22 protein-coding genes are annotated in these 21,504 nt (G+C 67.6%); 13 read left to right on the top strand and 9 right to left on the bottom strand.

The window, feature by feature from the left end; translation table 11 throughout:
• Positions 1–175 precede the first annotated feature (175 nt).
• Complete coding sequence (locus tag ACWDTF_RS17485; protein ID WP_240856191.1) at positions 176–850, bottom strand: Crp/Fnr family transcriptional regulator; 675 nt, start codon at positions 848–850, stop codon at positions 176–178.
• Positions 851–1,032: 182 nt separating this feature from the next.
• Positions 1,033–1,326, bottom strand: a complete 294-nt coding sequence (locus ACWDTF_RS17480; RefSeq protein WP_240856190.1) for a hypothetical protein — start codon at positions 1,324–1,326, stop codon at positions 1,033–1,035.
• A gap of 195 nt (positions 1,327–1,521) precedes the next feature.
• On the opposite strand from ACWDTF_RS17480, the gene nth reads away from it, so the two are divergent.
• The 4 genes from nth to ACWDTF_RS17460 are packed head-to-tail and all read left to right on the top strand — an operon-like array spanning position 1,522 to position 4,980.
• Positions 1,522–2,208 (top strand): endonuclease III, encoded by a 687-nt coding sequence (gene nth / locus ACWDTF_RS17475; RefSeq protein ID WP_240856315.1) that lies wholly within the window; start codon positions 1,522–1,524, stop codon positions 2,206–2,208.
• Positions 2,208–2,951, top strand: coding sequence for a TlpA family protein disulfide reductase (locus ACWDTF_RS17470; protein WP_240856189.1), 744 nt, complete (start codon positions 2,208–2,210; stop codon positions 2,949–2,951). The genes nth and ACWDTF_RS17470 overlap by 1 nt, the downstream gene beginning before the upstream one ends.
• A 56-nt stretch (positions 2,952–3,007) precedes the next feature.
• Positions 3,008–3,778, top strand: coding sequence for an NUDIX hydrolase (locus tag ACWDTF_RS17465; protein WP_355279401.1), 771 nt, complete (start codon positions 3,008–3,010; stop codon positions 3,776–3,778).
• Positions 3,775–4,980: a MarP family serine protease gene (locus ACWDTF_RS17460; protein ID WP_355279396.1), complete on the top strand. Its 1,206-nt coding sequence runs from the start codon at positions 3,775–3,777 to the stop codon at positions 4,978–4,980. Before ACWDTF_RS17465 ends, ACWDTF_RS17460 begins: the two co-directional genes overlap by 4 nt.
• A 389-nt stretch (positions 4,981–5,369) precedes the next feature.
• On the opposite strand, the gene ACWDTF_RS17455 is transcribed toward ACWDTF_RS17460, so the two are convergent.
• From ACWDTF_RS17455 to acs, 3 genes are all read right to left on the bottom strand, one after another.
• The gene (locus ACWDTF_RS17455; protein WP_240856187.1) at positions 5,370–6,362 is read right to left on the bottom strand and encodes an alpha/beta fold hydrolase; all 993 of its coding nucleotides are present in this window, start codon (positions 6,360–6,362) and stop codon (positions 5,370–5,372) included.
• A gap of 18 nt (positions 6,363–6,380) precedes the next feature.
• Positions 6,381–6,872, bottom strand: a complete 492-nt coding sequence (locus tag ACWDTF_RS17450; protein WP_240856186.1) for a phage holin family protein — start codon at positions 6,870–6,872, stop codon at positions 6,381–6,383.
• A 162-nt stretch (positions 6,873–7,034) separates the two neighbouring features.
• Positions 7,035–8,993 (bottom strand): acetate--CoA ligase, encoded by a 1,959-nt coding sequence (acs, locus tag ACWDTF_RS17445; protein WP_240856185.1) that lies wholly within the window; start codon positions 8,991–8,993, stop codon positions 7,035–7,037.
• Positions 8,994–9,257: 264 nt separating this feature from the next.
• On the opposite strand from acs, the gene ACWDTF_RS17440 reads away from it, so the two are divergent.
• Positions 9,258–10,013 (top strand): Fic family protein, encoded by a 756-nt coding sequence (locus tag ACWDTF_RS17440; protein WP_240856184.1) that lies wholly within the window; start codon positions 9,258–9,260, stop codon positions 10,011–10,013.
• 5 nt (positions 10,014–10,018) lie between these two features.
• Here the strand turns inward: ACWDTF_RS17440 and ACWDTF_RS17435 are convergent, their stop codons facing one another.
• Positions 10,019–10,645, bottom strand: a complete 627-nt coding sequence (locus ACWDTF_RS17435) for a winged helix-turn-helix transcriptional regulator (protein WP_355279750.1) — start codon at positions 10,643–10,645, stop codon at positions 10,019–10,021.
• A gap of 82 nt (positions 10,646–10,727) precedes the next feature.
• On the opposite strand from ACWDTF_RS17435, the gene ACWDTF_RS17430 reads away from it, so the two are divergent.
• A complete protein-coding gene (locus ACWDTF_RS17430) occupies positions 10,728–11,606 on the top strand; it encodes an alpha/beta fold hydrolase (RefSeq protein ID WP_240856182.1) in 879 nt (292 codons plus the stop codon).
• A 529-nt stretch (positions 11,607–12,135) separates the two neighbouring features.
• Here the strand turns inward: ACWDTF_RS17430 and ACWDTF_RS17425 are convergent.
• Positions 12,136–13,008 carry an HAD family hydrolase gene (locus tag ACWDTF_RS17425; protein WP_374246069.1) on the bottom strand — a complete coding sequence of 291 codons (873 nt, stop codon included), beginning with the start codon at positions 13,006–13,008 and terminating at the stop codon, positions 12,136–12,138.
• 419 nt (positions 13,009–13,427) lie between these two features.
• On the opposite strand from ACWDTF_RS17425, the gene ssd reads away from it, so the two are divergent.
• The 7 genes from ssd (at position 13,428) to ACWDTF_RS17390 (ending at position 18,500) form a co-directional block, all read left to right on the top strand.
• Positions 13,428–14,489 carry a septum site-determining protein Ssd gene (gene ssd / locus ACWDTF_RS17420; protein WP_355279755.1) on the top strand — a complete coding sequence of 354 codons (1,062 nt, stop codon included), beginning with the start codon at positions 13,428–13,430 and terminating at the stop codon, positions 14,487–14,489.
• Positions 14,486–15,655 (top strand): TadA family conjugal transfer-associated ATPase, encoded by a 1,170-nt coding sequence (locus tag ACWDTF_RS17415; RefSeq protein ID WP_449754745.1) that lies wholly within the window; start codon positions 14,486–14,488, stop codon positions 15,653–15,655. The genes ssd and ACWDTF_RS17415 overlap by 4 nt, the downstream gene beginning before the upstream one ends.
• Complete coding sequence (locus tag ACWDTF_RS17410) at positions 15,652–16,476, top strand: type II secretion system F family protein (RefSeq protein WP_240856178.1); 825 nt, start codon at positions 15,652–15,654, stop codon at positions 16,474–16,476. Before ACWDTF_RS17415 ends, ACWDTF_RS17410 begins: the two co-directional genes overlap by 4 nt.
• Positions 16,473–17,093: a type II secretion system F family protein gene (locus ACWDTF_RS17405; protein WP_240856177.1), complete on the top strand. Its 621-nt coding sequence runs from the start codon at positions 16,473–16,475 to the stop codon at positions 17,091–17,093. Before ACWDTF_RS17410 ends, ACWDTF_RS17405 begins: the two co-directional genes overlap by 4 nt.
• A 380-nt stretch (positions 17,094–17,473) precedes the next feature.
• A complete protein-coding gene (locus ACWDTF_RS17400; protein ID WP_240856176.1) occupies positions 17,474–17,695 on the top strand; it encodes a DUF4244 domain-containing protein in 222 nt (73 codons plus the stop codon).
• A gap of 65 nt (positions 17,696–17,760) precedes the next feature.
• Complete coding sequence (locus ACWDTF_RS17395) at positions 17,761–18,144, top strand: TadE family type IV pilus minor pilin (RefSeq protein WP_355279842.1); 384 nt, start codon at positions 17,761–17,763, stop codon at positions 18,142–18,144.
• The gene (locus ACWDTF_RS17390) at positions 18,141–18,500 is read left to right on the top strand and encodes an Rv3654c family TadE-like protein (RefSeq protein WP_355279839.1); all 360 of its coding nucleotides are present in this window, start codon (positions 18,141–18,143) and stop codon (positions 18,498–18,500) included. The genes ACWDTF_RS17395 and ACWDTF_RS17390 overlap by 4 nt, the downstream gene beginning before the upstream one ends.
• A gap of 6 nt (positions 18,501–18,506) precedes the next feature.
• Here the strand turns inward: ACWDTF_RS17390 and ACWDTF_RS17385 are convergent, their stop codons facing one another.
• Complete coding sequence (locus ACWDTF_RS17385) at positions 18,507–19,061, bottom strand: hypothetical protein (RefSeq protein WP_355279837.1); 555 nt, start codon at positions 19,059–19,061, stop codon at positions 18,507–18,509.
• The gene (locus ACWDTF_RS17380) at positions 19,054–21,381 is read right to left on the bottom strand and encodes a DEAD/DEAH box helicase (protein WP_240856171.1); all 2,328 of its coding nucleotides are present in this window, start codon (positions 21,379–21,381) and stop codon (positions 19,054–19,056) included. The genes ACWDTF_RS17385 and ACWDTF_RS17380 overlap by 8 nt, the downstream gene beginning before the upstream one ends.
• Between the last annotated feature and the right edge of the window lie 123 nt (positions 21,382–21,504).

Genomic DNA, 21,504 nt, shown 5'->3' with positions numbered 1-21,504 from the left:
CCCCGCCGAAAAACTCGACGAGCTACTAAACTCACCACCGTCAGGATCCGAATCAGGTCCTGTTGCATCCACCGCCTGAATCCGCCCCGAGGTTCGGAGTCCTCCCCTAGCAAATTCGCGGGGAAGACACCGAAAGTAGGGAAGCGGTTCTTCCCCTACCTTTTGTGCCAGTGCGTCAGCGCGCGCGACGAGCCAGTCGTTCGGAGTCGGCGATCAGGACGCTCTTGCCCTCTAGGCGCAGCCAGCCGCGCTGAGCGAAGTCGGCGAGTGCCTTGTTGACGGTCTCGCGCGAGGCGCCGACGAGCTGAGCGATCTCTTCCTGGGTGAGGTCGTGGGTGACGCGCAGTGCGCCACCCTCCTGGGTGCCGAAGCGCTGGGCGAGCTGCAGGAGCTGCTTGGCGACACGTCCGGGGACGTCGGTGAAGATGAGGTCGGCCAGGTTGTTGTTGGTGCGGCGCAGGCGGCGGGCCAGGACGCGAAGGAGCTGTTCGGCGATCTCCGGGCGGTCCTTGATCCAGGCGCGCAGGTCGTCGCGGTCCATCGACACGGCGCGGACCTCGGTCACCGTCGTCGCCGACGATGTACGTGGGCCGGGGTCGAAGATGGAGAGCTCGCCGAACATGTCGGACGGACCCATGATCGTCAGCAGGTTCTCGCGACCATCCGCCGAGCGTCGGCCGACCTTCACCTTGCCGGACAAGATGATGTACAGACGGTCGCCCGGCTCACCCTCGTGGAAGATCACATGCCCGCGAGGAAAGTCGACAGGCTGCAGCTGCTTGGTCAGCGCCGCGACGGCAGAGGGCTCGACGCCCTGGAAAATGCCTGCCCGCGCCAGTACTTCTTCCACCTAGGGAGCCTTTCTCATCTTGTCCATAGATCACGTGTGGGTCAGATTGCGACCGCACACGTCGAGCAACGCTACTCTCGCCCCCAGCATAGGTGTTGAATGGGTCACTTGCGGTGACGCGGCAGGTGTGTCCACCGAGTTTGATGCTGTGACCGGTCGGGAGCGTCGCTCGCCTGAGGAGATTAGCTGGCGCGTTGCGACGAGCGGCGGGGTTCGTCGATTTCGGCTTCGTCGGCGTCGAGCTGACCGGTGGCGGTCTCATGCTTGGTGACACGACGATTGCGAAGCTCGTCGTGAGCTGCGGGGAAACCCTCCCTGGCCAGGGTGTCGAGGTCGGCGGCGTCGGCCGTCTCGAGGAACTCCTCGACATCGTCGCGGGTGACGTTCAGGCGATCGAGGCGTGCCTGCACCTTGTCCATCGCCATGGCGAAAAGCATGAGGACGGCCGGGAACAAGAGCGCGGCTAGACCTTGCATGGGCACCAGTAAACACAATGCGCCCGACAAGCTCGGCATTGAGGAGGCGGAAGTCACTGAGTTGTTACCTACCGTTCGAGTCCGCCGCGCGCAGGAGTCGCGACGGTGGTCCTCCAACGAGACCCGGCTAACCTGAACGATGTGAGCGCACGTAAGACGGAAACCCACCTGGGTCTCGTCCGTCGTGCGCGGCGGATGAATCGGACGCTGAAGGTGGCGTTTCCGCACGTCTACTGCGAACTCGACTTCACCACTCCGCTGGAACTGTCGGTCGCCACGATCCTCTCTGCCCAGTGCACCGATGTGCGGGTCAACATGGTCACACCAGCGCTGTTCGCGAAGTACCGCACCGCCGCCGACTACGCCGGCGCCGACCGCACCGAACTCGAAGAGATGATCCGGACCACCGGCTTCTACCGCAACAAGGCGAATTCGATCATCGGACTCGGCCAGGGGTTGCTGGAGCGGTTCGACGGCGAGGTCCCGTCGACCCTGAAAGAGCTGGTCACGCTGCCCGGGTTCGGGCGCAAGACGGCCAACGTGGTGCTCGGCAACGCGTTCGGTGTTCCCGGGATCACCGTCGACACCCACTTCGGGCGCCTTGTCCGTCGGTGGGAGTGGACCGAGGAGACCGATCCGGTGAAGGTCGAGCACGCCGTCGGCGAACTCATCGAACGCAAGGAGTGGACGGACCTCTCGCATCGGGTGATCTTCCACGGTCGTCGGGTGTGTCATGCGCGCAAACCCGCGTGTGGGATCTGCATCCTCGCCCGGGATTGCCCGTCGGTGGGTGCCGGGCCCATGGACAAGGCCGAAGCGGCCGCGCTGGTGAAGGGGCCGGAGACCGACCACCTCCTCGAACTGGCGGGACTGTCGGCGTAGTGAACGACACCTCGACCACACCCGAGCCGGGCTCGGCGACCGAACCTCCCCACGATGGCGAAACCCGACGGCCATCGCGGTTCCCGCCCGCAGCCCGCTGGACGCTGGTCTTCGTCGTCGTCATGCTCGCGTTGATCGTCGCCATCTGGCCGCGCGGCGAAGACCCGGAACCCGCGAAGAACACCACGCCGACTGCCACCGGACCCCGTGCCACCGACGCCCCGGTCAGCGATGCCGAACTTGCGCGGGCCCGACAGGACGCGGCCATCGACCCATGTCCGACGTCGGATGCGGCGCCGGGACCCGACGCCGTGCTGGCCGGTGTCGTCGCGCCGTGCCTTGCCGACGGCACCCCCATCGACGTCGGAGCCGCGACCGCCCAGAAGCCGCTGGTCATCAACATCTGGGCGACCTGGTGTCTGCCGTGCCGCAAGGAACTGCCGTACTTCGAGCAGTTCACCCGACGCGCGGGAGACCGCGTCGACGTGATGGGTGTGCACGCCCAGCAAGGCGCGAGCAGTCAGGTACTGATCTTGAAGTATCTGAGCGAGAACGGCATTCACCTGCCGAGCGTGCTGGACACCGATGGCAAGGTGTCGGCCGCGCTCGGGGCGCCGCCGGTCTTTCCGTCGACGATCTTGGTGCGTCCCGACGGCACCGTGGCGGGGATCCTCCCGATCCTGTTCCACAGCCCCGACGAGATCGCCGCGGCCGTCTCCCGTTATCTCGGGGTGACGGTGTGACCGGCCCGGAGCCGCAGATCGGGGCGCTCGTCGACGACGCGGAGATCCCGCCGTGGATGCGAGCGCTGACCGGCGATGTGGACAAGGTGAGTGAGAGCGTCCTCAACCGCGGCGGTGATCGCACCCGGTGGGCGGCCATGTTCAACCGCAACCGGCGCTCGGCCGCGGTGTTGGTGCTGTTCTCCGGCAGCTGGGACCCCGACCCCACCCGCGCCGGGGGCCTACCGCACGACGCGGAGGTGCTGCTGACCGAGCGGGCCCCGACCCTGCGTCAGCACAGCGGTCAGGTGGCCTTCCCGGGTGGCGCCGCCGACCCCGGAGACGAGTTCCCGGTCGGCACCGCGCTGCGCGAGGCCACCGAGGAGACCGGGCTCGACGCGTCCGGCGTCCACGTCGTCGCCAATCTGCCGACCTTCCCCGTGCCGCCGTCGGGTTTCGACGTGATGCCGGTCGTCGCGTACTGGCGCGAGCCGAGCGAGGTGCGCGTCGTCGACGAGGGTGAGACAGCGCGGGTCGCACGGGTCAACATTCGCGAGATGCTCGCGCCGCACAACCGGTTCCAGGTTCGACGGTCCATCCTGGGCGGACGGGTGTATCAAGGGCCCGCGTTCTTTGTCGACGGCCTGCTCGTCTGGGGCTTCACCGGCGGTCTGATCGCGGCCATCAGCGACGCGGCCGGCTGGGACGTGCCCTGGGACACCGACGACGTCCGACCGCTCGACGAGATGATCGAACTGGCCGGCAGCCGTCAGCAGTCGGGCTTTTCGGCGGTACATCCGGAGTGGCTCGGGCACACACCGGACGGTCCGACGGGCGGAACGCGATGACCGGATCCGGCTGGGTCGACCTCATCTTGATCGTGGTGGCGCTCCTGGCCGCCGCGAGCGGCTACCGCCACGGTGCGGTGGCGTCGGCGCTGGCGTTCATCGGCGTAGCGCTCGGCGCTGTCGCGGGACTGCTGCTCGCGCCGCATCTGATGTCGCGTTTCGTCGACGTACAGGTGCGCCTGGTGGTCGGGGTGGCGCTCATCCTCGTGCTGGTGATCGTCGGCGAGGTTGCCGGGATGGTGCTCGGCCGCGCCGCACGCAGCGGGATTCGCTCACCGGGAGCACGCGCTGTCGACAGTGGTGTCGGATCGTTACTTCAGGTGGTGGCGGTGCTTCTGGCAGCCGGACTGCTCGCCATCCCGTTGCGTGAATCCGCCGAACCCACGATCGCCCAGGCGGTCGACGATTCGAAGGTGCTCGGCGGGGTGGAGGTCCTCTCGCCGCAATGGGTCAAGGATCTGCCGAGCGACTTCAAGGCGCTGGTCGAGAGCTCCGGGATTCCCAAGATCCCGTACCTGAGCACCACCGGCAACGTCGATCCGCCCGACCCCGCGCTGCTGCAGCTACCGGCGGTCTCCCAGGCCAGGCCCAGTGTGGTGAAGATCGAGGGGGTCGCCCCCAGTTGCCGTCAGGCGCTCGAGGGCAGCGGCTTCGTGGTGTCGGCGGAGCGGGTGATGACCAACGCCCACGTCGTCGCGGGTACGACGCGCCTCGAGGTCGAAACGTCCGAGGGTGAGAAGTTGCGGGCGAAGGTCGTGCTGTTCGATCCCCAGAACGACATCGCCGTCCTCGACGTCTCGGGACTTCGGGCGCCGGCGCTCAAGTTCGCCGAGCGCCCGGCGCAACCCGGCGACGACGCGGTCGCACTCGGCTTCCCCGAAGCCGGCCCCTTCAACGTCAGCCCCCTGCGTGTCCGCAAGGTGTTCATGCACACCGGCGAGAACATCTACCAGACCGGGAACGTGACACGCGAGGTATATGCGGTGCGCGGTGTCATTCGACAGGGCAATTCCGGTGGTCCGCTGCTGAATTCGGACGGCGACGTGCTGGGTGTCGTGTTCGGTGCGGCCGAGGACCCCGCCGACGAGACCGGTTTCGCGTTGACCGCGGCGCAGGTCCAGACCGACTTCGCCCGCTCCGAGAATGGCCCCAACAACCGGGTCAGCACGCAGTCGTGCGTGCACCTCGAACCGGGCGGCTGATCGTCGGCGGGCTGCTCTTCGAGTCAGCGACCCACCCGCCGACCTCGTCGGCGATCGTGGAGGCGGGAAGGCGGGTCGGGCCGGTGGCCAAGATCGGGCCCCTGAGGGTGGTCCTCCGGGAATGTCCCGGAAGCGGACGCTGACGGGCCCGATCTCAGTCACCGCTTGTCGGTCGTCGCGTTCCGCCGAACTCGATGCCAGGCACACGCGCCCACAAAAAGTAGGGGAAGAACTCTCTTCCCCTACCCTTGGTGTCCTCCCCGCGAAAATTCTCGCGGAAGACTACGAACCTCGCGGAAGAAACTTCCTCCCCTATTTTTGGTGGGACGACCACGGCTGGTTCCTCGGCATTTACCCAGGTCAGAGCGGCGGTCACCAGACTCTTCGCGTCAGACCTCGCGCCGCAGGAGTTCGACGAGGTGGTCGGTGACGTCGGCGGGCTGCTCCTGATGGGCGAAGTGGGCGCTGCGCTCGATCGTCCGGTACTCCATGTGAGCAGCCCACCGGCCGCTCGCGGTCATGACGTCGCTGAGGATGAACGGGTCGTCGCGGCCGCGCAGGGCGAGTACGGGGATGTGCAGGCGCTGGTTCATCAGCTCCATGAAGCGGAACCCGTCGGGCCGGAACTGCGAGCGGAACGCCCAGCGGCGGTACTCCAGACTGCAGTGGGCGACGTAGGGGATCTGGATCGCCGACCGGTTGCGCGCGACGGTGTCGGCGTAGTCCTCGGTCTCCTGCCACGCGGCCGACGATCGGGTCGCGAAGTAGCCGGCGACGAACGCGCCGTCGTCGCGGGTCAGCTCACGTTCGCCGAGCTTCGGCAGCTGGTTGCGCAGGAAGCCGCCCAGGAACTCCGACCGTTGATCGCGCTCGCGTAACACGTTGTGGCGCAACGCACGTGGATGTGGCGAGGCGATCACCGCGATTCGGTCGACGACGCGTGGGTGCAGCGTCGCGGTGGCCCAGCAGACCAGCCCGCCGTCGGCGTGACCGACCAGTGTGGCCGTGCTGTGTCCCAGCGCGCGCACCAGCCCGTTGGTGTCGCCGGCGAGCGTCCAGCCGTCGTATCCGCGCGGTGGTTTGTCGGTGTCGCCGTATCCGCGGAGGTCGACGGCCACCGCCCGATAACCGGCGTCGGTCAGCGCGACGATCTGGTGACGCCAACTCCACCAGAACTCGCCGAAGCCGTGCAGCAGCAACACCAGTGGGCGGTCGGCGATGCCGCTCGTTTCGGCGGCTTCGACCGACCTGCTTCGCTCCGCTTCGACCGACCTGCTTCGCTTCGCTTCGACTGCATGAAACCGCACGCCGTTGGCGCGGACATCGAAATGGTGCCAGTCGCCCTCGATCCGCACACTCGACGGATCCGGCGGCGCGGTCACCGACGTGCGCCGGCGAACTCAGCCCTCACGAGCGGCCGGGATCTGTGGATGTGCCACCGCCTTGTCGGCGCCGCGGTGCGGCAACACCGTCGGTACCTCCTTGACGGTCTCGATCGTCTTGGCCGGTCCGCGCACCCGCTTGAAGAACAGGTAGCCGACGAACGCGGCGGCCGTTGTGATGATGATCAGCAGGACCAGCACGATCAGGTACGCGGCCCACTGCGGCAGCCAGATGTCGAGCAGCACCGCGAGGAAGATGAAGAAGAAGAAACTCGTGTAGAGGAGGAGGAGTCCGGCGCCGGCGAGCAGTGCGCCGCCCGCACCCGCCTTCTTGGCCTCGCCCATGAGCTCGGCCTTCGCAAGCGCGACCTCGGACCGGAACAGGGTGGACACGCTGGCGCTGGCGTCCTTGACCAGGCTGCCGATGCTCGGTTCACCACTCGGGCCGAGATTGGCGTCGGACAGCGGGATCGATGGGACCGAATCCTTGGCAGGGTCGGGCAGGCTCACAGCGTCCTCCGTTGATCGGGTGATGGCCCATATGTTGCCATGCGAACTCCGCGCGGGTTGCGGACCACCCACTCGAATGTGTCGAAGCGGGCGGTGCGCCGCCGGATGGGGGCTTCCGGCGGCGCACCTGTCTGGGACCCGGCGGCGCGGGTGTCGGGTGGGTCAGGCCTTGCGTGCGCGGATGGCCTCGAAGACCGACGGGTCGACGAGGGTGGAGGTGTCGCCGAGTTCGCGGCCCTCGGCGACGTCCTTGAGGAGGCGTCGCATGATCTTGCCCGAGCGTGTCTTGGGCAGTTCGGGGACGACGTTGATCTCGCGTGGTTTGGCGATCGGGGAGATCTCGACCGACACCTGTTGGCGCAGTTCGGCAATAAGGGTGTCCCCGGTGTCTTCCACACCCTCGCGCAGGATGACGAAGGCGACGATGCCTTGGCCGGTGGTCTCGTCGGCGGCGCCGATGACGGCGGCCTCGGCGACCCCGGAGTGTCCGACGAGCGCCGATTCGACCTCGGCGGTCGAGATGCGGTGCCCGGAGATGTTCATGACGTCGTCGACGCGGCCGAGGACCCACAGGGCGTGGTCGTCGTCGTAGCGGGCGCCGTCGCCGGCGAAGTACCAGCCCTGCTCGGCGAACCGCGACCAGTAGGTGTCGCGGAAGCGTTCCTCGTCGCCCCAGATGCCACGCAGCATCGACGGCCACGGCTCGTCGAGCACGAGGTAGCCCTGCTCGCCGGCCCCGACCGGGTTGCCCTGGTCGTCGACGATGTTGGCCGAGATGCCGGGCAGCGGCTTCATGGCCGAGCCGGGTTTGGTGGCGGTGACGCCGGGCAGCGGGGCGATCATGATGGCGCCGGTCTCGGTCTGCCACCAGGTGTCGACGATGGGTGCCGTGTTGCCGCCGATGACCTCGCGGTACCACTTCCAGGCCTCGGGGTTGATGGGTTCGCCCACCGATCCGAGCAGGCGGACCGACGACAGATCGTGAGCGTCGGGGATCTCACGTCCCCACTTCATGAAGGTGCGGACCAGGGTCGGCGCGATGTAATAGATGGTGACGCCGTACTTTTCGATGATCTCGAAGTGGCGGTGTTCGTTGGGCGAGTTCGGGGTGCCCTCGTAGACCACCTCGGTGGCGCCGTTGGAGAGCGGACCGTAGACGAGGTAGGAGTGTCCGGTCACCCAGCCGATGTCGGCGCCGCACCAGAAGACGTCGTGGCCTTCCTTGTGGTCGAAGACGTAGTGGAAGGTGTAGCTGGCCTGGGTGAGGTAGCCGCCCGAGGAATGCACGATGCCCTTGGGCTTGCCGGTGGTGCCGGAGGTGTACAGCAGGAACAGTGGGTGCTCGGCGTCGAACGCCTCGGGTTCGTGTTCGGTGGACTGCTCGTCGACGGTGTCTTCCCACCACACGTCGCGGCCCTGCACCCAGTTCATGTTCGGGTCGTGGTTGGTGCGACGCACCACGAGGACCTTCTCGACGGACTCGGCGGCGTCGTCGCCGGTGCCGAGCGCGTCGTCGACCTGCGTCTTCAGCGGTGCCGGCTTGCCGCGCCGGTACTGGCCGTCAGTGGTGATGACGAGTTTGGCGGATGCGTCGTCGACGCGGGAACGCAGTGCGCCGGAGGAGAATCCGGCGAACACCACCGAGTGGGTGAGCCCGAGGCGGGCACACGCGAGCATCGAGATCAGGGCTTCGGGGACCATCGGCATATAGATGGCCACACGGTCGCCGGTCTGCAAACCGATCGAGGCGAAGTAGTTGGCCGCCTTGGACACCTCGTCCTTGAGCCGGCTGTAGGTGATGTCGCGGGAGTCGCCCGGTTCGCCGACCCAGTGGATGGCCACCCGGTCGCCCTTGCCCGCTGCGACATGCCGGTCGACGCAGTTGTAGGCGACGTTGAGTTTGCCGCCGACGAACCACTTCGCGAACGGTGCGTCCGACCAGTCGAGGACCTGGTCGAAGTCGGTGTCCCAGTCCAGTCGGCGGGCTTGCTCGGCCCAGAATTCCAGCCGGTCGGCGTCGGCGCGGTCGTACAGTGCGGCGGTCGCGTTGGCCTGTGCCGCGAACTCCTCCGACGGGGGATAGGTGGTGGGCGAAGCGGTGGACTGGGATGCGGAGGACATGGTCTGGCGTGAGCCTTTCACTCTCGGCGACTCGCCCGCGTCACCGGCGTGGTGACGAGGCGTCGTGACGGGCACTTATTGTGAGGGTAGTCACGTTGGAATCTCGTTGCAGGTGCCTGTCGGACCGAGCGTCGGGTATTCGCGGTGAGCGGTGTCACAGCCGCGACGAGCGGCGCGTGCGGACGTTGGTGAACCCCCGCTGGTCGAGGAGCGACGTGCGAGCTCGCGAGCCCGACGCATCTCGAGACCACTAGGGTCGACCTTGTGAGTTCGGACCCGTTGGCGCCACTGCTCGACCTGCCGGGTGTCCGCGACGCCGCCGACAAGGCGCGCGATGCGCTCTCGGCGGTGCATCGGCATCCGGCCAACCTGCGTGGTTGGGACAAGACGGCCACCGAGGCCTCGTGGCGCGCGGGACGGTCGTCGGCCGCCATCGACGGCGGCAGCGTGGAACTGCGGCGCGACGGCGACTTCGACGATCCCATCCTCGCGGGTGCGATGCGGGTGGCGCAGGCGCTCGACGGCGATTCGCTCGACGGACTGACCGCGATCTTTCGCCGCGCACCGGCGCAGGCCTTCGCACGGCTGCACATGCTGGCGGCCGCCGATCTCGTCGACGACCCCGACCAACTGGGCCGGCCGCGGGCGGGTGACGATGTCGCGGCTCGCCTCGATCTGCTCGGCCAGCTGATCACCGGCGCGTCATCGGTCCCGGCGCCGGTGCTGGCGGCCGTGGTGCACGGCGAACTGCTCGGCGTGCGGGCCTTCCCGACCGCGAACGGGGTCCTCGCGCGTGCGGCGTCGCGGCTCGTGAGTACCGCGACGGGACTCGACCCGCACAACCTCGGGGTCCCCGAGGTGACCTGGCTCAGAAGAATCGGGGACTACCGCTCACTGGCGCAGGGGTTTGCGTCCGGGGCACCCGACGGTTTGGCCGCCTGGATCGTCTTCTGCTGCGAGGCGTTGGAAGCCGGTGCGGGAGAGGCACGTTCGATCGCCGACGCCGCACGCGCGGGATAGCCGGATCAAGACCCGAACATCGCGCGGACGCTCGCCTCGTCGCCTTCGATCTCGATGAGTCCGAGCGCGGCGGCGTCGTCGAAGTCGAGTGCGCCGGCGGCGAGGCCGAGGATGCACATCGGTTCCGCCCGCACGGTGCCCGCCAGGGCGCGTTCGTCGCGCGGACCCACCTCGAACCCGTAGCGCGTCGCCCGTAGTCGAAGTGTCGTCTCGTCGATCGCGAGTCCGATCGCTTCCGTGGGTCGGGATGTGACGCGCTTGTCGAGGAGGGCGGGAAGCGCGAGCATCAGCCATTCGAGACGGAAGATGTCGCCCTCGGGGCCGCGGATCATCAGTGGCGTCGACCAGCGGATCAGTCCATTGATGGGCTCGCGAAGTTCGGCACCCCACGGCGTGAGCGCGTACTCCACCACGCTGCCGGTCCCGGCCAGGCGCCGCTCGACGACGCCTGCGGTCTCGAGGTCGCGGAGCCGATCGGCCAGCAGGTTGGTCGCGATCCCGGGAAGGCCGTCCGCCAGATCGCGGTAGCGGGCCGGGGCCATGAGGAGTTGGCGGACGATCAGCAGGTTCCACCGATCTCCGACGACCTCGAGGGATCGCGCGAGTCCGCAGTACTGCCCGTAACTACGCATCCGTATCTCCTGCCATCGGTCCAGCTGCGTGATACTTTCAATCGTACTTTATAAACTCAAGTACACGTGAGAGGGTCATGACATGACTGAAACCGGCGTCCACGTGCGGCCGACCTGGGTCGACGACGAGATGTTCCCGTTCCAGAGCCGATTCGTCGAGATCGACGGCCACACCGTCCACTACGTCGACGAAGGATCGGGGCCCACGCTGCTGTTCCTGCACGGGAACCCGACGTGGTCGTTCCTCTTCCGCGACGTGATTCGCGAGCTGCGGGCCGGTTTCCGGTGCATCGCCCTCGACTACCCCGGATTCGGGCTGTCCGTTCCCGCTCCCGGGTATCGATTCCTGCCCGAGGAGCACGCCGACGTGGTCGCCGGTTTCGTCGACGCACTCGGCCTCACCGGGCTGACACTCGTCGGCCAGGACTGGGGCGGCCCGATCGGACTGGCTGTCGCACAACGACACCCGAAACTGTTCAGTCGTTTGGTCCTCGCGAACACCTGGGCGTGGCCCGTCAACGGCGAGCTTCACTTCCAAGCGTTCAGCCGCGTGATGGGCAACCCGGTGACGGCCCTTCTCGTTCGACGCCTCAACATGCTCGTACGAGCGTTCATCCCCACCGGCCACCGACTGCGAAAGGTCACCTCGGCGGAGCTCGACCACTATCTCCGGGCGCAAGACACGCCCGCGCGTCGGCAGGCGGCGGCGGTGCTGCCCAGACGCGTACTGGCCAGTGGTGAGTTCTTTGCCGGGATCGAGAACGGCCTCGACAGCGTCAGGCATCTCCCGACGCTGATCATCTGGGGCGACGCCGACATCGCCTTCCGCACGAAAGAACGGGAACGTCTCGAGCGTGAATTCCCCGAATCACAGACGGTGATCATCGAGGGGGCCGGCACCTATCCGGAGTCCGACGCCCCGGAGGAATTCGTTGCGGGCATTCGCAACTGGATGATCTGACGGAAGTATCTTTCCCTGCACAGCACTGCGGGCGGCCTCCCTGCCGTCTCCGGCGAGGTTGCCGCCCGCATAAGCACGGACCCAAGTTACCAAGCGTGCAAAGTGGGTTGTGGTGATCGCCTCGGCGAGGGATTACGAGCCAGGTCACTGTGACCATCACCGATGCTGCCGGTCGCTGCCTTCTCCACCCGGGCTGTTCTCGAACTTGGATGCCCGAGGGCGGAGTGCCCGATGTGGCGCTATCTGGTGATGTTCTGCTTGCTGACCGCAATGTCGCAGGCGCACAACGCTTCTGCCTCTGTGCGGCGCGCTCCGCGTGGGTGCTTGCCGCCCGTGCTGGGAAGTGCTCGGCGTGGGGGTTCGATCCTTCTCTTCCGGGTCGAACTTTGCCTTCCGAGATTCCGTACCCCTTTTGTACACCGTGACCGCGGTCACATCAAGGGTCGAATGGACCAAACTTGGCCCGACGTTGTCCTCTTGCACAAACTGCGTGGTCCGCCGGCTGTGTCGAGCGCGCTCGGCGGCCGCGTCACGAGCCAGAGCGCAAGTGGCGCAATACAACAGCGCCGACGACGACCGCCGCTGCCGAGACCGCGGCACCCATCGCGAGCGCCGGCCCGGTGCTGGTCAGGCGCTCGCGGGCGGGTATCGGCCGGCCGAACGCCATCACGCCCCAGCCGTGCTCGGTTGCGTGTTTGCGAAGCGCGCGGTCGGGGTTGACCGCGACCGGATGCCCGACCGCCGCCAGCATGGGCAGGTCGGTGATCGAGTCGGAGTAGGCGTAGCAGTCGGCGAGCCGGTAGCCGTAGGTGTCTGCCATCTCGTTCATCGCGACGGCCTTTTCCTCTCCGTGGCAATAGAATTCGAGCTCTCCCGAGTAGCGGCCGTCCACCACCTTCATCCGGCTGGCGCGGACGTGGTCGGCGCCGACGAGCTCGCCGATCGGCTCCACCACCTCCCGTCCGGACGCCGAGACGAGCACCACGTCGTGGCCGCGCCGATGGTGATCGGCGATCAGATCTGCGGCCTCGGCGAAGACGAGCGGCTGCACCACCTCGTCGAGTGTCTCGCGCACGATGGCGCTGACCTGATCGACGTCCCAGCCGCGGCACATGTCCATGACGTGGCGGCGTAGTTGCTCCACCTGGTCGTGGTCGGCGGCGGTGAGGAGGAAGACGAAGTGCGCGTAACTGGACTTGAGCACCGACCGGCGATTGATCAGGCCGCCGTCGTAAAACGGTCGGGAGAACGCGAGGGCGCTCGACTTGGCGATGACCGTCTTGTCCAGATCGAAGAATGCCGCGATTCTGGGCGGGCGGGCGGCGTCGGGCTCGGTGGCAGGCGACCCAGGCGCCTCGCCGTTCTGCTCTGCAGGAGGCTCCGCCGACGCGGTGTCTGTCACATTCCCCAGGGTACGGCCCCGCGAGCACATGTTCGATCGATAGGCATGTACTGGTCGGGCCATAACCTACGCAACGGTAAGAAAACCGCAGGTCCGATATGAAAACGTGACCTGGCAAAGTTCCTTTGTTGTAGTTGCAATGATTCGAACGGCGTGTGTATAGTCGGTCTTACCCGGTTATTAACCGGTGCCTTTCAGCCCGACCCCCCGGGGCTGAAACGCGACGACCCCGGCCTCCTCCCCCCCTGGCCGGGGTTGTCCTCTTTCTGGGGTAGGTTCCCCGGACGTCGCAGTCAGTATGACCGTCTGTGGCCCCGAGTCCCGATCGATTTTCCACAGGCGCGGCTCTGTCCACAGATCGCACTGGCTCCCTGTGTGCGCTCGGTCCGTCGGCCGTCGCGACATCCATCATCGACGCCATGCCCGACGAACTGCTCGCCCTCCTGTCTCCCGATCTGCACGACGATGTCGCGCGCTGTGCGGCCGCGGCGGGCTACCGCATGGTGACGGCCGATCCTCGCGACTGTCGCAGGCCGTGGCTGACCTCCCGCGCGGTGCTCGTCGATCCCGATGCCCTCGACGTGCTGGCGACCGCCGGCCAACCGCGTCGCGCCGGTGTCATCCTGGTCGCCAACGGTGAACCGCCGGCCCGCAGCTGGCGTCTGGCCCTCGATCTCGGTGCCGACGACGCTGTGTCCCTGCCCGCCGATGACGGGCGGCTCGTCCGTGCCCTCAGTGTGATTCGGGCGCCTCGCCGAAACCCCGTGGGCGCAGTGGCTTTGCTACCGGCACATGGCGGTGCCGGTGCGTCGGTGCTGTCGCTCGCGGTGGCGCTGACGGCGGCCCGGGCCGGATCTCACACGCTTCTGCTCGATCTCGACGAAGGCGGTCCCGGCGCCGATCTTCTGCTGGGGATCGAGGATCGTCCCGGCCTGCGGTGGCAGGATCTGTCGCTGGAAGGTGGGGCGGTCTCCGCGCCCGCGCTTCACCACGCACTGCCCAAGGCGGAGGATCGCCTGTCGGTGCTGGCGTCGCGGGGTGATGACTGCACGGCCCTTCGTGCGGACGCGGTCAGCGCAGTCATCGATGCCGGCCGAGGTAACGGCGATCTGGTGGTGCTCGACCTACCCCGCGAGTCCCATCCCGCGGTTGTGGCGGCGATCGAGTCGACAGACCTGGTGGTGCTGGTGACAACGCCGACGGTGGTGGGGTGTGCCGCCGCCCGACGCACCGCGAAGCGCTTGCTCACCGGCGACGTGCAGGTAGCGCTGTGCGTGCGCGGGCCGTCGCCCGGCGGACTGCGTGCCTGCCAGGTTGCCGACGCGGTGGGTCTGCCGCTGTTGGCGTCCTACCGTCCCGATCCGCGCTTGCCCGCACACCTGGAGTCCGGACGTCCTCATATCAGTCCGCGCAGCCCCCTCGGGCGGGCGGCGCAGGCCATCTATGGTCGCGTCTCGCCCGGCGAAAGGATCGCGGCGTGAGTGCGCGGACGGACGAGGAACTGCTCGACCGAGTACGGTCCCGATTGGCCACCGACGCCGCCGAACCCACCGCCGAGGTGATCGCAGCGGCCATCCGTGCGGAGTCCGGTGGCGTCCTGGGCGACACCGATCTTCTTGCTGCACTGCGGTTTCTGCAGACGGAGCTGACCGGCGCGGGCAAGCTGGAACAACTGCTGGCCGAGCCCGACATCGCCGACATCTTGGTGGCCGGACCCCGGCACGTGTGGGTCGACCGCGGTCACGGTCTGCAACGCGCACCCATCACCTTCGCCGACGAGGCGTCGGTGCGGCGTCTGGCCGGCCGCCTCGCACTCGGGGCCGGACGTAGGCTCGACGATGCTCAGCCCTGGGTCGACGGCCAGCTGTCGAACGTCGGCCGACGCGGTTACACCGTGCGTTTGCACGCGATCATCCCGCCGCTGTCGGCCGACGGCACCTGCATCTCGCTGCGGGTGTTGCGTTCGGCCACCAAGGATCTCGACTCTCTCGTCGCGTCGGGCGCGATCCCGCCCGAGGTGGTTCCACTGGTGACGGACCTGCTGCGGGCGCGGCTGGCCTTCCTCATCGTCGGCGGTACCGGGTCGGGCAAGACCACACTGCTCAACGCCCTGATCGGGGCGATGAACCCGGCCGAGCGTGTGCTGTGTGTGGAGGATGCGCTCGAACTCGCGCCACAGCATCCGCAAGTGGTGCGCCTGGTTGCTCGTGCTCCGAATGTCGAAGGGGTGGGCGACGTCCCGGTACGGGCATTGGTACGGCAGGCGCTGCGGATGCGGCCCGACCGGATCGTGGTCGGTGAGGTACGCGGCGCCGAGGTGATCGATCTGCTGACGGCGTTGAACACCGGACACGACGGCAGTGCTGGTACTGTGCACGCGAACTCGACCGCCGAACTGCCGGCGCGGATGGAGGCGCTCGCCGCATTGGGTGGGATGAATCGTGCGGCTCTGCACAGCCAGTTGGCGGCCGCGCTCCAGGTTGTGCTGGGCGTGGCACGGGGCGGCGATGGCCGGCGTGGGCTTGCCGAGGTCGGCGTCGTCACCCGCGACGACGACGGCCTGGTGCGGATTCTGCCGGTGTGGTTGCGGACATCCGGGTTCACCAGTGGGAGAGTCCATCTCGATGAAATGCTGGCGGCTCGATGACCGAGGCGGTGTGGTGGTGTCCGGCCTTCGTGGCCGCAGCGTTGGCAGTGCTGTGGTGGCCGGCGAGTCGCGTCGAACATCGACTCTCTGTCCACGTGGACGCAGCGCCGCGTGCGCGGTCGGTCGATGTTCGGGCCGTACTGATTGCTGCGATTCCGTTGGCTGCCCTGATGATCGGAGGGGTGGCTGCGGGTGTCGCCGCCACGATCGTGGTGTCGGTGATCTGGTGGCGGCGTCGTCGCCGTGCAGCTGAGCGTGCGGTCGAGGCACGGATCGACGACATGGTGCGCGCATTGTCGACGATCACCGCCGAGATGTCGGTCGGGACGCCGCCGACACGGGCATGCTTGGTCGCGGTGTCCGAACTCCGGATAGGCGTTGGCCGGTCGGAGGTTGCCGATGGCCTCGAGGCGATGGCCTGCCGCGCCGAACTCGGCGGTGCGGTGGTCGACCCGCTACCTGCGGGGGACGCGGCGTGGGGGCCGGTGTCGTGGCAACGCGTCGGGGTCGCATGGCAGACCTCCGAGCGGCACGGCCTGCCGATGGCCGATCTGCTGGGGGCGCTGCGATCGGATCTGCTGGCGCGCAGGGCTTTCATCGATCGCACCCGCGCAGGTCTCGCAGGACCGCGCGCCACCGCCGTCGTCCTTGCCGGTCTGCCGGTGTTGGGCATCGCGCTCGGGCAGGCCACGGGCGCCCGGCCGCTGCAGGTCCTCAGCGGTGGCGGGCTCGGCGGGATTCTGCTGGTGGTCGGGACGGGGCTGGTCGCGGCGGGGCTCGTCTGGGCAGAGCGACTCACCGCTCGGGTGCTGACGCCGTGAATCCGCCTCTTGCGCTGGGGTTGGCGGTGGCTGCGCTCGCCGTGGTCATCTGGCCGGGGCCGGGGTGGTCGCTGTACCGCGTGGTCGAGATGCCGCCACCACGCGGACGTGAAGCACGCTGGCTCGGTGTGCGATCGGCGTCGGACGATCCGTTCGCGGTGGCCGCAGCGTTCGACCTGTTCGCGGTGTGTTTGCGGGCGGGCCTGCCGATCGGCGGCGCCGCCCGAACCGTGGCAGGTTCGGCGCCGACCTCGCTGGCGGGGCCATTGAGCGAGGTCGCCGATCTGCTCGACCTCGGCGCCGACCCCGACTCGGCGTGGTCGGTGCTGAACGTTCTTCACGATTCCGGGAAACACGGTGCCGCGCAGCAGCATCTGGATGCGCTGGCGTCGATGGCCCGCCGCAGTTCCCGCGCCGGTTCGTCGTTGGCCGCGGGTCTCGTCGAGTTGGCCGACGACACCCGACGACAGGCACACGACGCTGCCACCGCCGCGGCCGAGCGTGCCGGTGTTGCGATCAGCGGACCACTGGGCCTGTGCTTCCTGCCCGCCTTCATCTGCCTGGGCATCGTGCCGGTTGTGATCGGCCTGGCATCAACGGTGTTGGGCGGCATGTGAATTCGATCAATCTCTCTGAGGTGACCCACCGCTGCCTGGCTCGAAGAGTTCGATGACCTGGGCAAGTCCGCTTGCGCCGTGCCCCCTAAAATCTAGGGGAAGAACTTCGTCCCCTAAGTTCCAAGTCATCCCCGCGAAAATTTGGGGGGAGGACTCCAAGGGTCGGGGAAGAAACTCCTTCCCCTACTTTCTGTGAGGACCAGGCTGGTCGGCGTGCGGGAATCCGCCCAGATCTGCGGCGTTGATCGTCTGCGTGACCACCAGGGAACAGGAGAATGCCGCGTAGGTCATTCGTGGTACTCCGATGGATCCAAACTCGCCGCCGCTGCGTCCAAGTATGTAGAGGGCTCACCGAGCCCGAAACCGCCTGGGAGGAAACAATGTCACCGCTCAACACCTGCCGTGCCGCGATCGATCGGATCAACACGCACGCCTTGCAGATCATCACCGACGAGGACGGAATGTCAACGGCCGAGTACGCCATCGGCACTATTGCTGCCGCGGCCTTCGGCGCGATTCTCTACACCGTCGTCACCGGTGACAATATCGTCAGTGCGCTGACCGGGATCATCGGCAAGGCGTTGAGCACCTCGGTCGGATGATCCGACGCCGCAGATGCGCCCGGACGCGAAAGCGTCTGCGCGCGAGTCTTGCCGACGAGTCGGGGATGGTGACCGTGGAGGCCGCGTACGCGATCGCGGCGATCGTCGTGACCGCGCTGATCGTCGTCGGTGCAGTGGCCGGCATGGTTGCCCAGATCCGGTGCACGGATGCGGCTCGGGAGGTCGCGCGACTCGCCGCGGCCGGCGACGATTCGGCACGGGAGGCGGGAGAGCAGATCGGCGGTGATGTCGACGTGACGATTTCCGAAGACGCCGAACGTATTTCGGCCGTTGTCCGGTCGCGGGTGCTGTTCCTGCCGGGGCTGTCGGTGTCTGCAACCGCGATCGCGGTCAAGGAGCCGCGTGGCGAGGATCAGGTCGACTTCGCTCCCGGCGCCGGGAACGAAGTGAGCGGGCCGATTCAGGCCGGCGCCGGGGTGGACCCATGAATCGCTTCCTGGCGGATGATCGGGGCAACGCGACCATCCTGGCGGCCTTCGCCATCGCGGCACTGACGTCGATCATCGTCCTTGTGCTCTATCTCGGGGCCGCGGTGGTCGCACGGCACCGTGCCCAATCGGCGGCCGACCTCGCGGCGCTGGCCGCAGCGATCGCACATGCCGGAGCCGACGGAGAACCCTGTGCGGCGGCCCGGGATCTGGCGTCGGCACAACGCCCGCCGGCCGTGTTGGCCGAGTGTCGACTCGACGGTGACGATGTGGTGGTGCGGGCCCGGATACCCGTCGAACTCGGCGGTCTCGGGATTCGGGACGCGACCGCGCAGGCGCGGGCGGGGCCGGTGTGACGCCGGTCAGTCCTCGCCGGCGTCGCTGTCGACGACGATCGGTTTCGGGTACACGCGCACGGATTTCATAGGTGCAAACCACAATTGGTGAAAGTGCACGGAGGTGTCGCCGCGGTAGGCGAGTTCGAAGACCTCCGCGCTCCCGGGCGTGGGAATCCACGGCCGGACGGCCCGGACGAATGCCGACCAGTGGATGAGCTCGCCCTCGGTGAGGAAGCCGCCGGCGGCGGCCCACGTCTCACCCGAGTGGTTGTCGGTCGCGGCCAGATACACCTCGCCGAGGGCGGGCGCGATCCGCGGACCTACCAGTGCGGTCTGCAGGTACCACTGCGCGGAGGTCACCACGGGTGTGAAACCACCCGAGCGCGCTGCACACCAGGCGTAATGCACGTCGAGCGCGTCGAGAGCTTGTGCTTCGGAGAAGAACACGTCGTGTTCGCCGATGGAGGAGGGGAGATTGTCGGTGTTCTGGGTCGGGCGGGCGAGCAGGAAGAACACTTGTGTCTGACGGGTGATCAGGCGGGGAGCGTCGATCCCGTGATGGGACGCATCGTCAGGCATGTGTCAAGTATTGCCGACCGAGCAGCTCCAAGACGAGTAGAGCGCCGGATTTGTCCAGTGGTTCGTTGCCGTTGCCGCATTTGGGGCTCTGCACGCACGACGGGCAACCGGCCTCGCAGGCACAGCTGGCCACCGCCGCGCGCGTCGCCTCGATCCACGTGCCGAACGCCTCGTACCCCCGGTCGGCGAAGCCGGCGCCACCCATGTAGCCGTCGTAGACGAACACGGTCGGCAGCCCGGTGTCGGGATGGAGATCGGTCGACAGGCCGCCGATGTCCCAGCGATCGCAGGTGGCCACCAACGGCAGTAGACCGATCGCGGCGTGCTCGGCGGCGTGCAGGGCACCCGGCATGCGGGTGGCGTCGATCCCGGCCGCGCCCAGGGCCTCGGGAGTGAGCGTGTACATCACCGCCCGGGTGTGCAGCGTCTGTGCAGGCATGTCGAGTTCGACGGCGTCGAGCACCTCGCCGGTCAGCAGCGTCCGCAGATACCCGACCACCTGATGCGTCACGTCCACCTCGACCAGCGCGACGGTGAGCGGACCGACGATGTCGCTGCGCACCACGCTGGTGATGGTCACATCGGTGATGTCGCGGGCCGAGGTGGTCCAGTCGGGATCCTCCGGATGCGCGAGCGCGAGCCCGTCGTCGAGGTCGAGTTCGTCGATCAGGTACGTCCGTCCCTGATGAATGTGCACTGCGCCGGGATGCACCGACGCGGGGGCGCGCCCGGAGTCGACTGTCCCGAGCAACTGCGACGTCGTCGCATCGACGATCAGGACCTGCCCGCCGATGCCGCCGCGAATGTCGATGTCGGCGTGCGGTTCCACGCCCGGCGCCACATACCAGCCGGCCTTCCGTCGGCGCAGTAACCCGTCGGCCTGCAACTGTTCGGCCACTGGACGGGCGTCCCACTTGTCGATCTCCTTGTCCGACAACGGCGCCTCGGCCGCAGCGCACAGCAGGTGCGGGCCGAGCACGTACGGGTTGGTCGGATCGAAGACCGTCGCCTCGACCGGCGTGCCGAGCAGGGCTTCGGGGTGATGGACGAGGTAGGTGTCGAGCGGATCGTCGCGGGCCACCAGCACCACAAGCGAGTCGCCCGACTCGCGTTGGCGGCCTGCGCGACCGGCCTGCTGCCAGAACGACGCAACGGTTCCGGGGTAGCCGCTGACGATCACGGCGTCCAATCCGCTGATGTCGACACCCAATTCGAGCGCGTTGGTGGTCGCGACGCCGACGAGCGAACCGTCGTTGATGGCGCGCTCGAGGCGTCGGCGATCGTCGGCGAGGTACCCGGCTCGGTAGGCGGCCACTCGCTCGACGAGATTCGGGGCGCTCTCCTGCAGAAGCCGTTGAGCGCTCAGCGCGGTGAGTTCCACCCCTCGTCGGCTCCGTGCGAAACACAGGGTCCGCGCGCCCTCGACCACGAAATCCGCCAGCAGGCGCGCCGATTCGGCACCAGCCGACCGTCGTACCGGTGCGCCGTTCTCACCGGTCACCGCGGGTAAGAAGTCGGGCTCCCACAGCGCGACGGTCCGTTCGCCCCGCGGTGATGAGTCCTCGGTGACGGCGACCGCCGGCTCACCGATCAAGCGGCCCAACGACTCTGCCGGATCGGCGACCGTTGCGCTGGCGCCGATCACCACCGGGTTACCGCCCGCGGCGCGCGCGATGCGCAAGAGGCGTCGTAGGACGAGCGACGTGTGCGCGCCGAACACCCCACGGTAGTGGTGGCATTCGTCGACCACGACGAACTTCAAATGCCGAAAGAACTGGCGCCACCGCGGGTGTCCCGACAGGATGCCGATGTGCAGCATGTCCGGATTGGTGAAGATCCACCGCGAGTGTGCGCGGGCCCACTGGCGAATCTCCGGGTCGGTGTCGCCGTCATAAGCACATGGTTGCAAATGGGAATATTCTTCACGCCCGGCAATGAGTCGAGTGACTGATCTGATCTGATCGGCGCCCAATGCCTTTGTCGGGGAGAGATATAGCGCTGTGGAATTCCTATGTTCAAGTAGTTCGGTGAGAATTGGCATTTGGTAAGCGAGCGATTTGCCAGATGCTGTGCCGGTGCAGATCACCACGTGCTCACCACGCCGGGCAGCGTGCGCCGCAGCGGCCTGGTGGAGCCACGGTTGCTCGACTCCGTCGTCGCCGAATGCCTCGATCAGTGCAGGTGGGAGCCACTCCGGCCAGGGCGCGAAAGACGGTGCGGCGGAGGGAATCACCTCGACATGGGTGACGGGTGACGGATCGTGATCGGAGCCGGCGAGCGACCGTCGGAGGAGCTCGGTGCCGTAGGTCGACTTATGCATTGGTGACGTGAATCTTCTCCGGTGGCAGCACGTCCGACTTCCACTGAGCGGGCGCAGATGTTACTTGGTGATGTCGTTTGGCTGAAATCTGCCAGGTTTTTGCTCTCATTGGTTGGTGCGACT

Source organism: Gordonia sp. NPDC003422 (assembly GCF_053588675.1).
The sequence above is the reverse complement of the archived record's forward strand: the minus strand, read 5'-3'. Positions and strand labels throughout refer to the sequence as shown.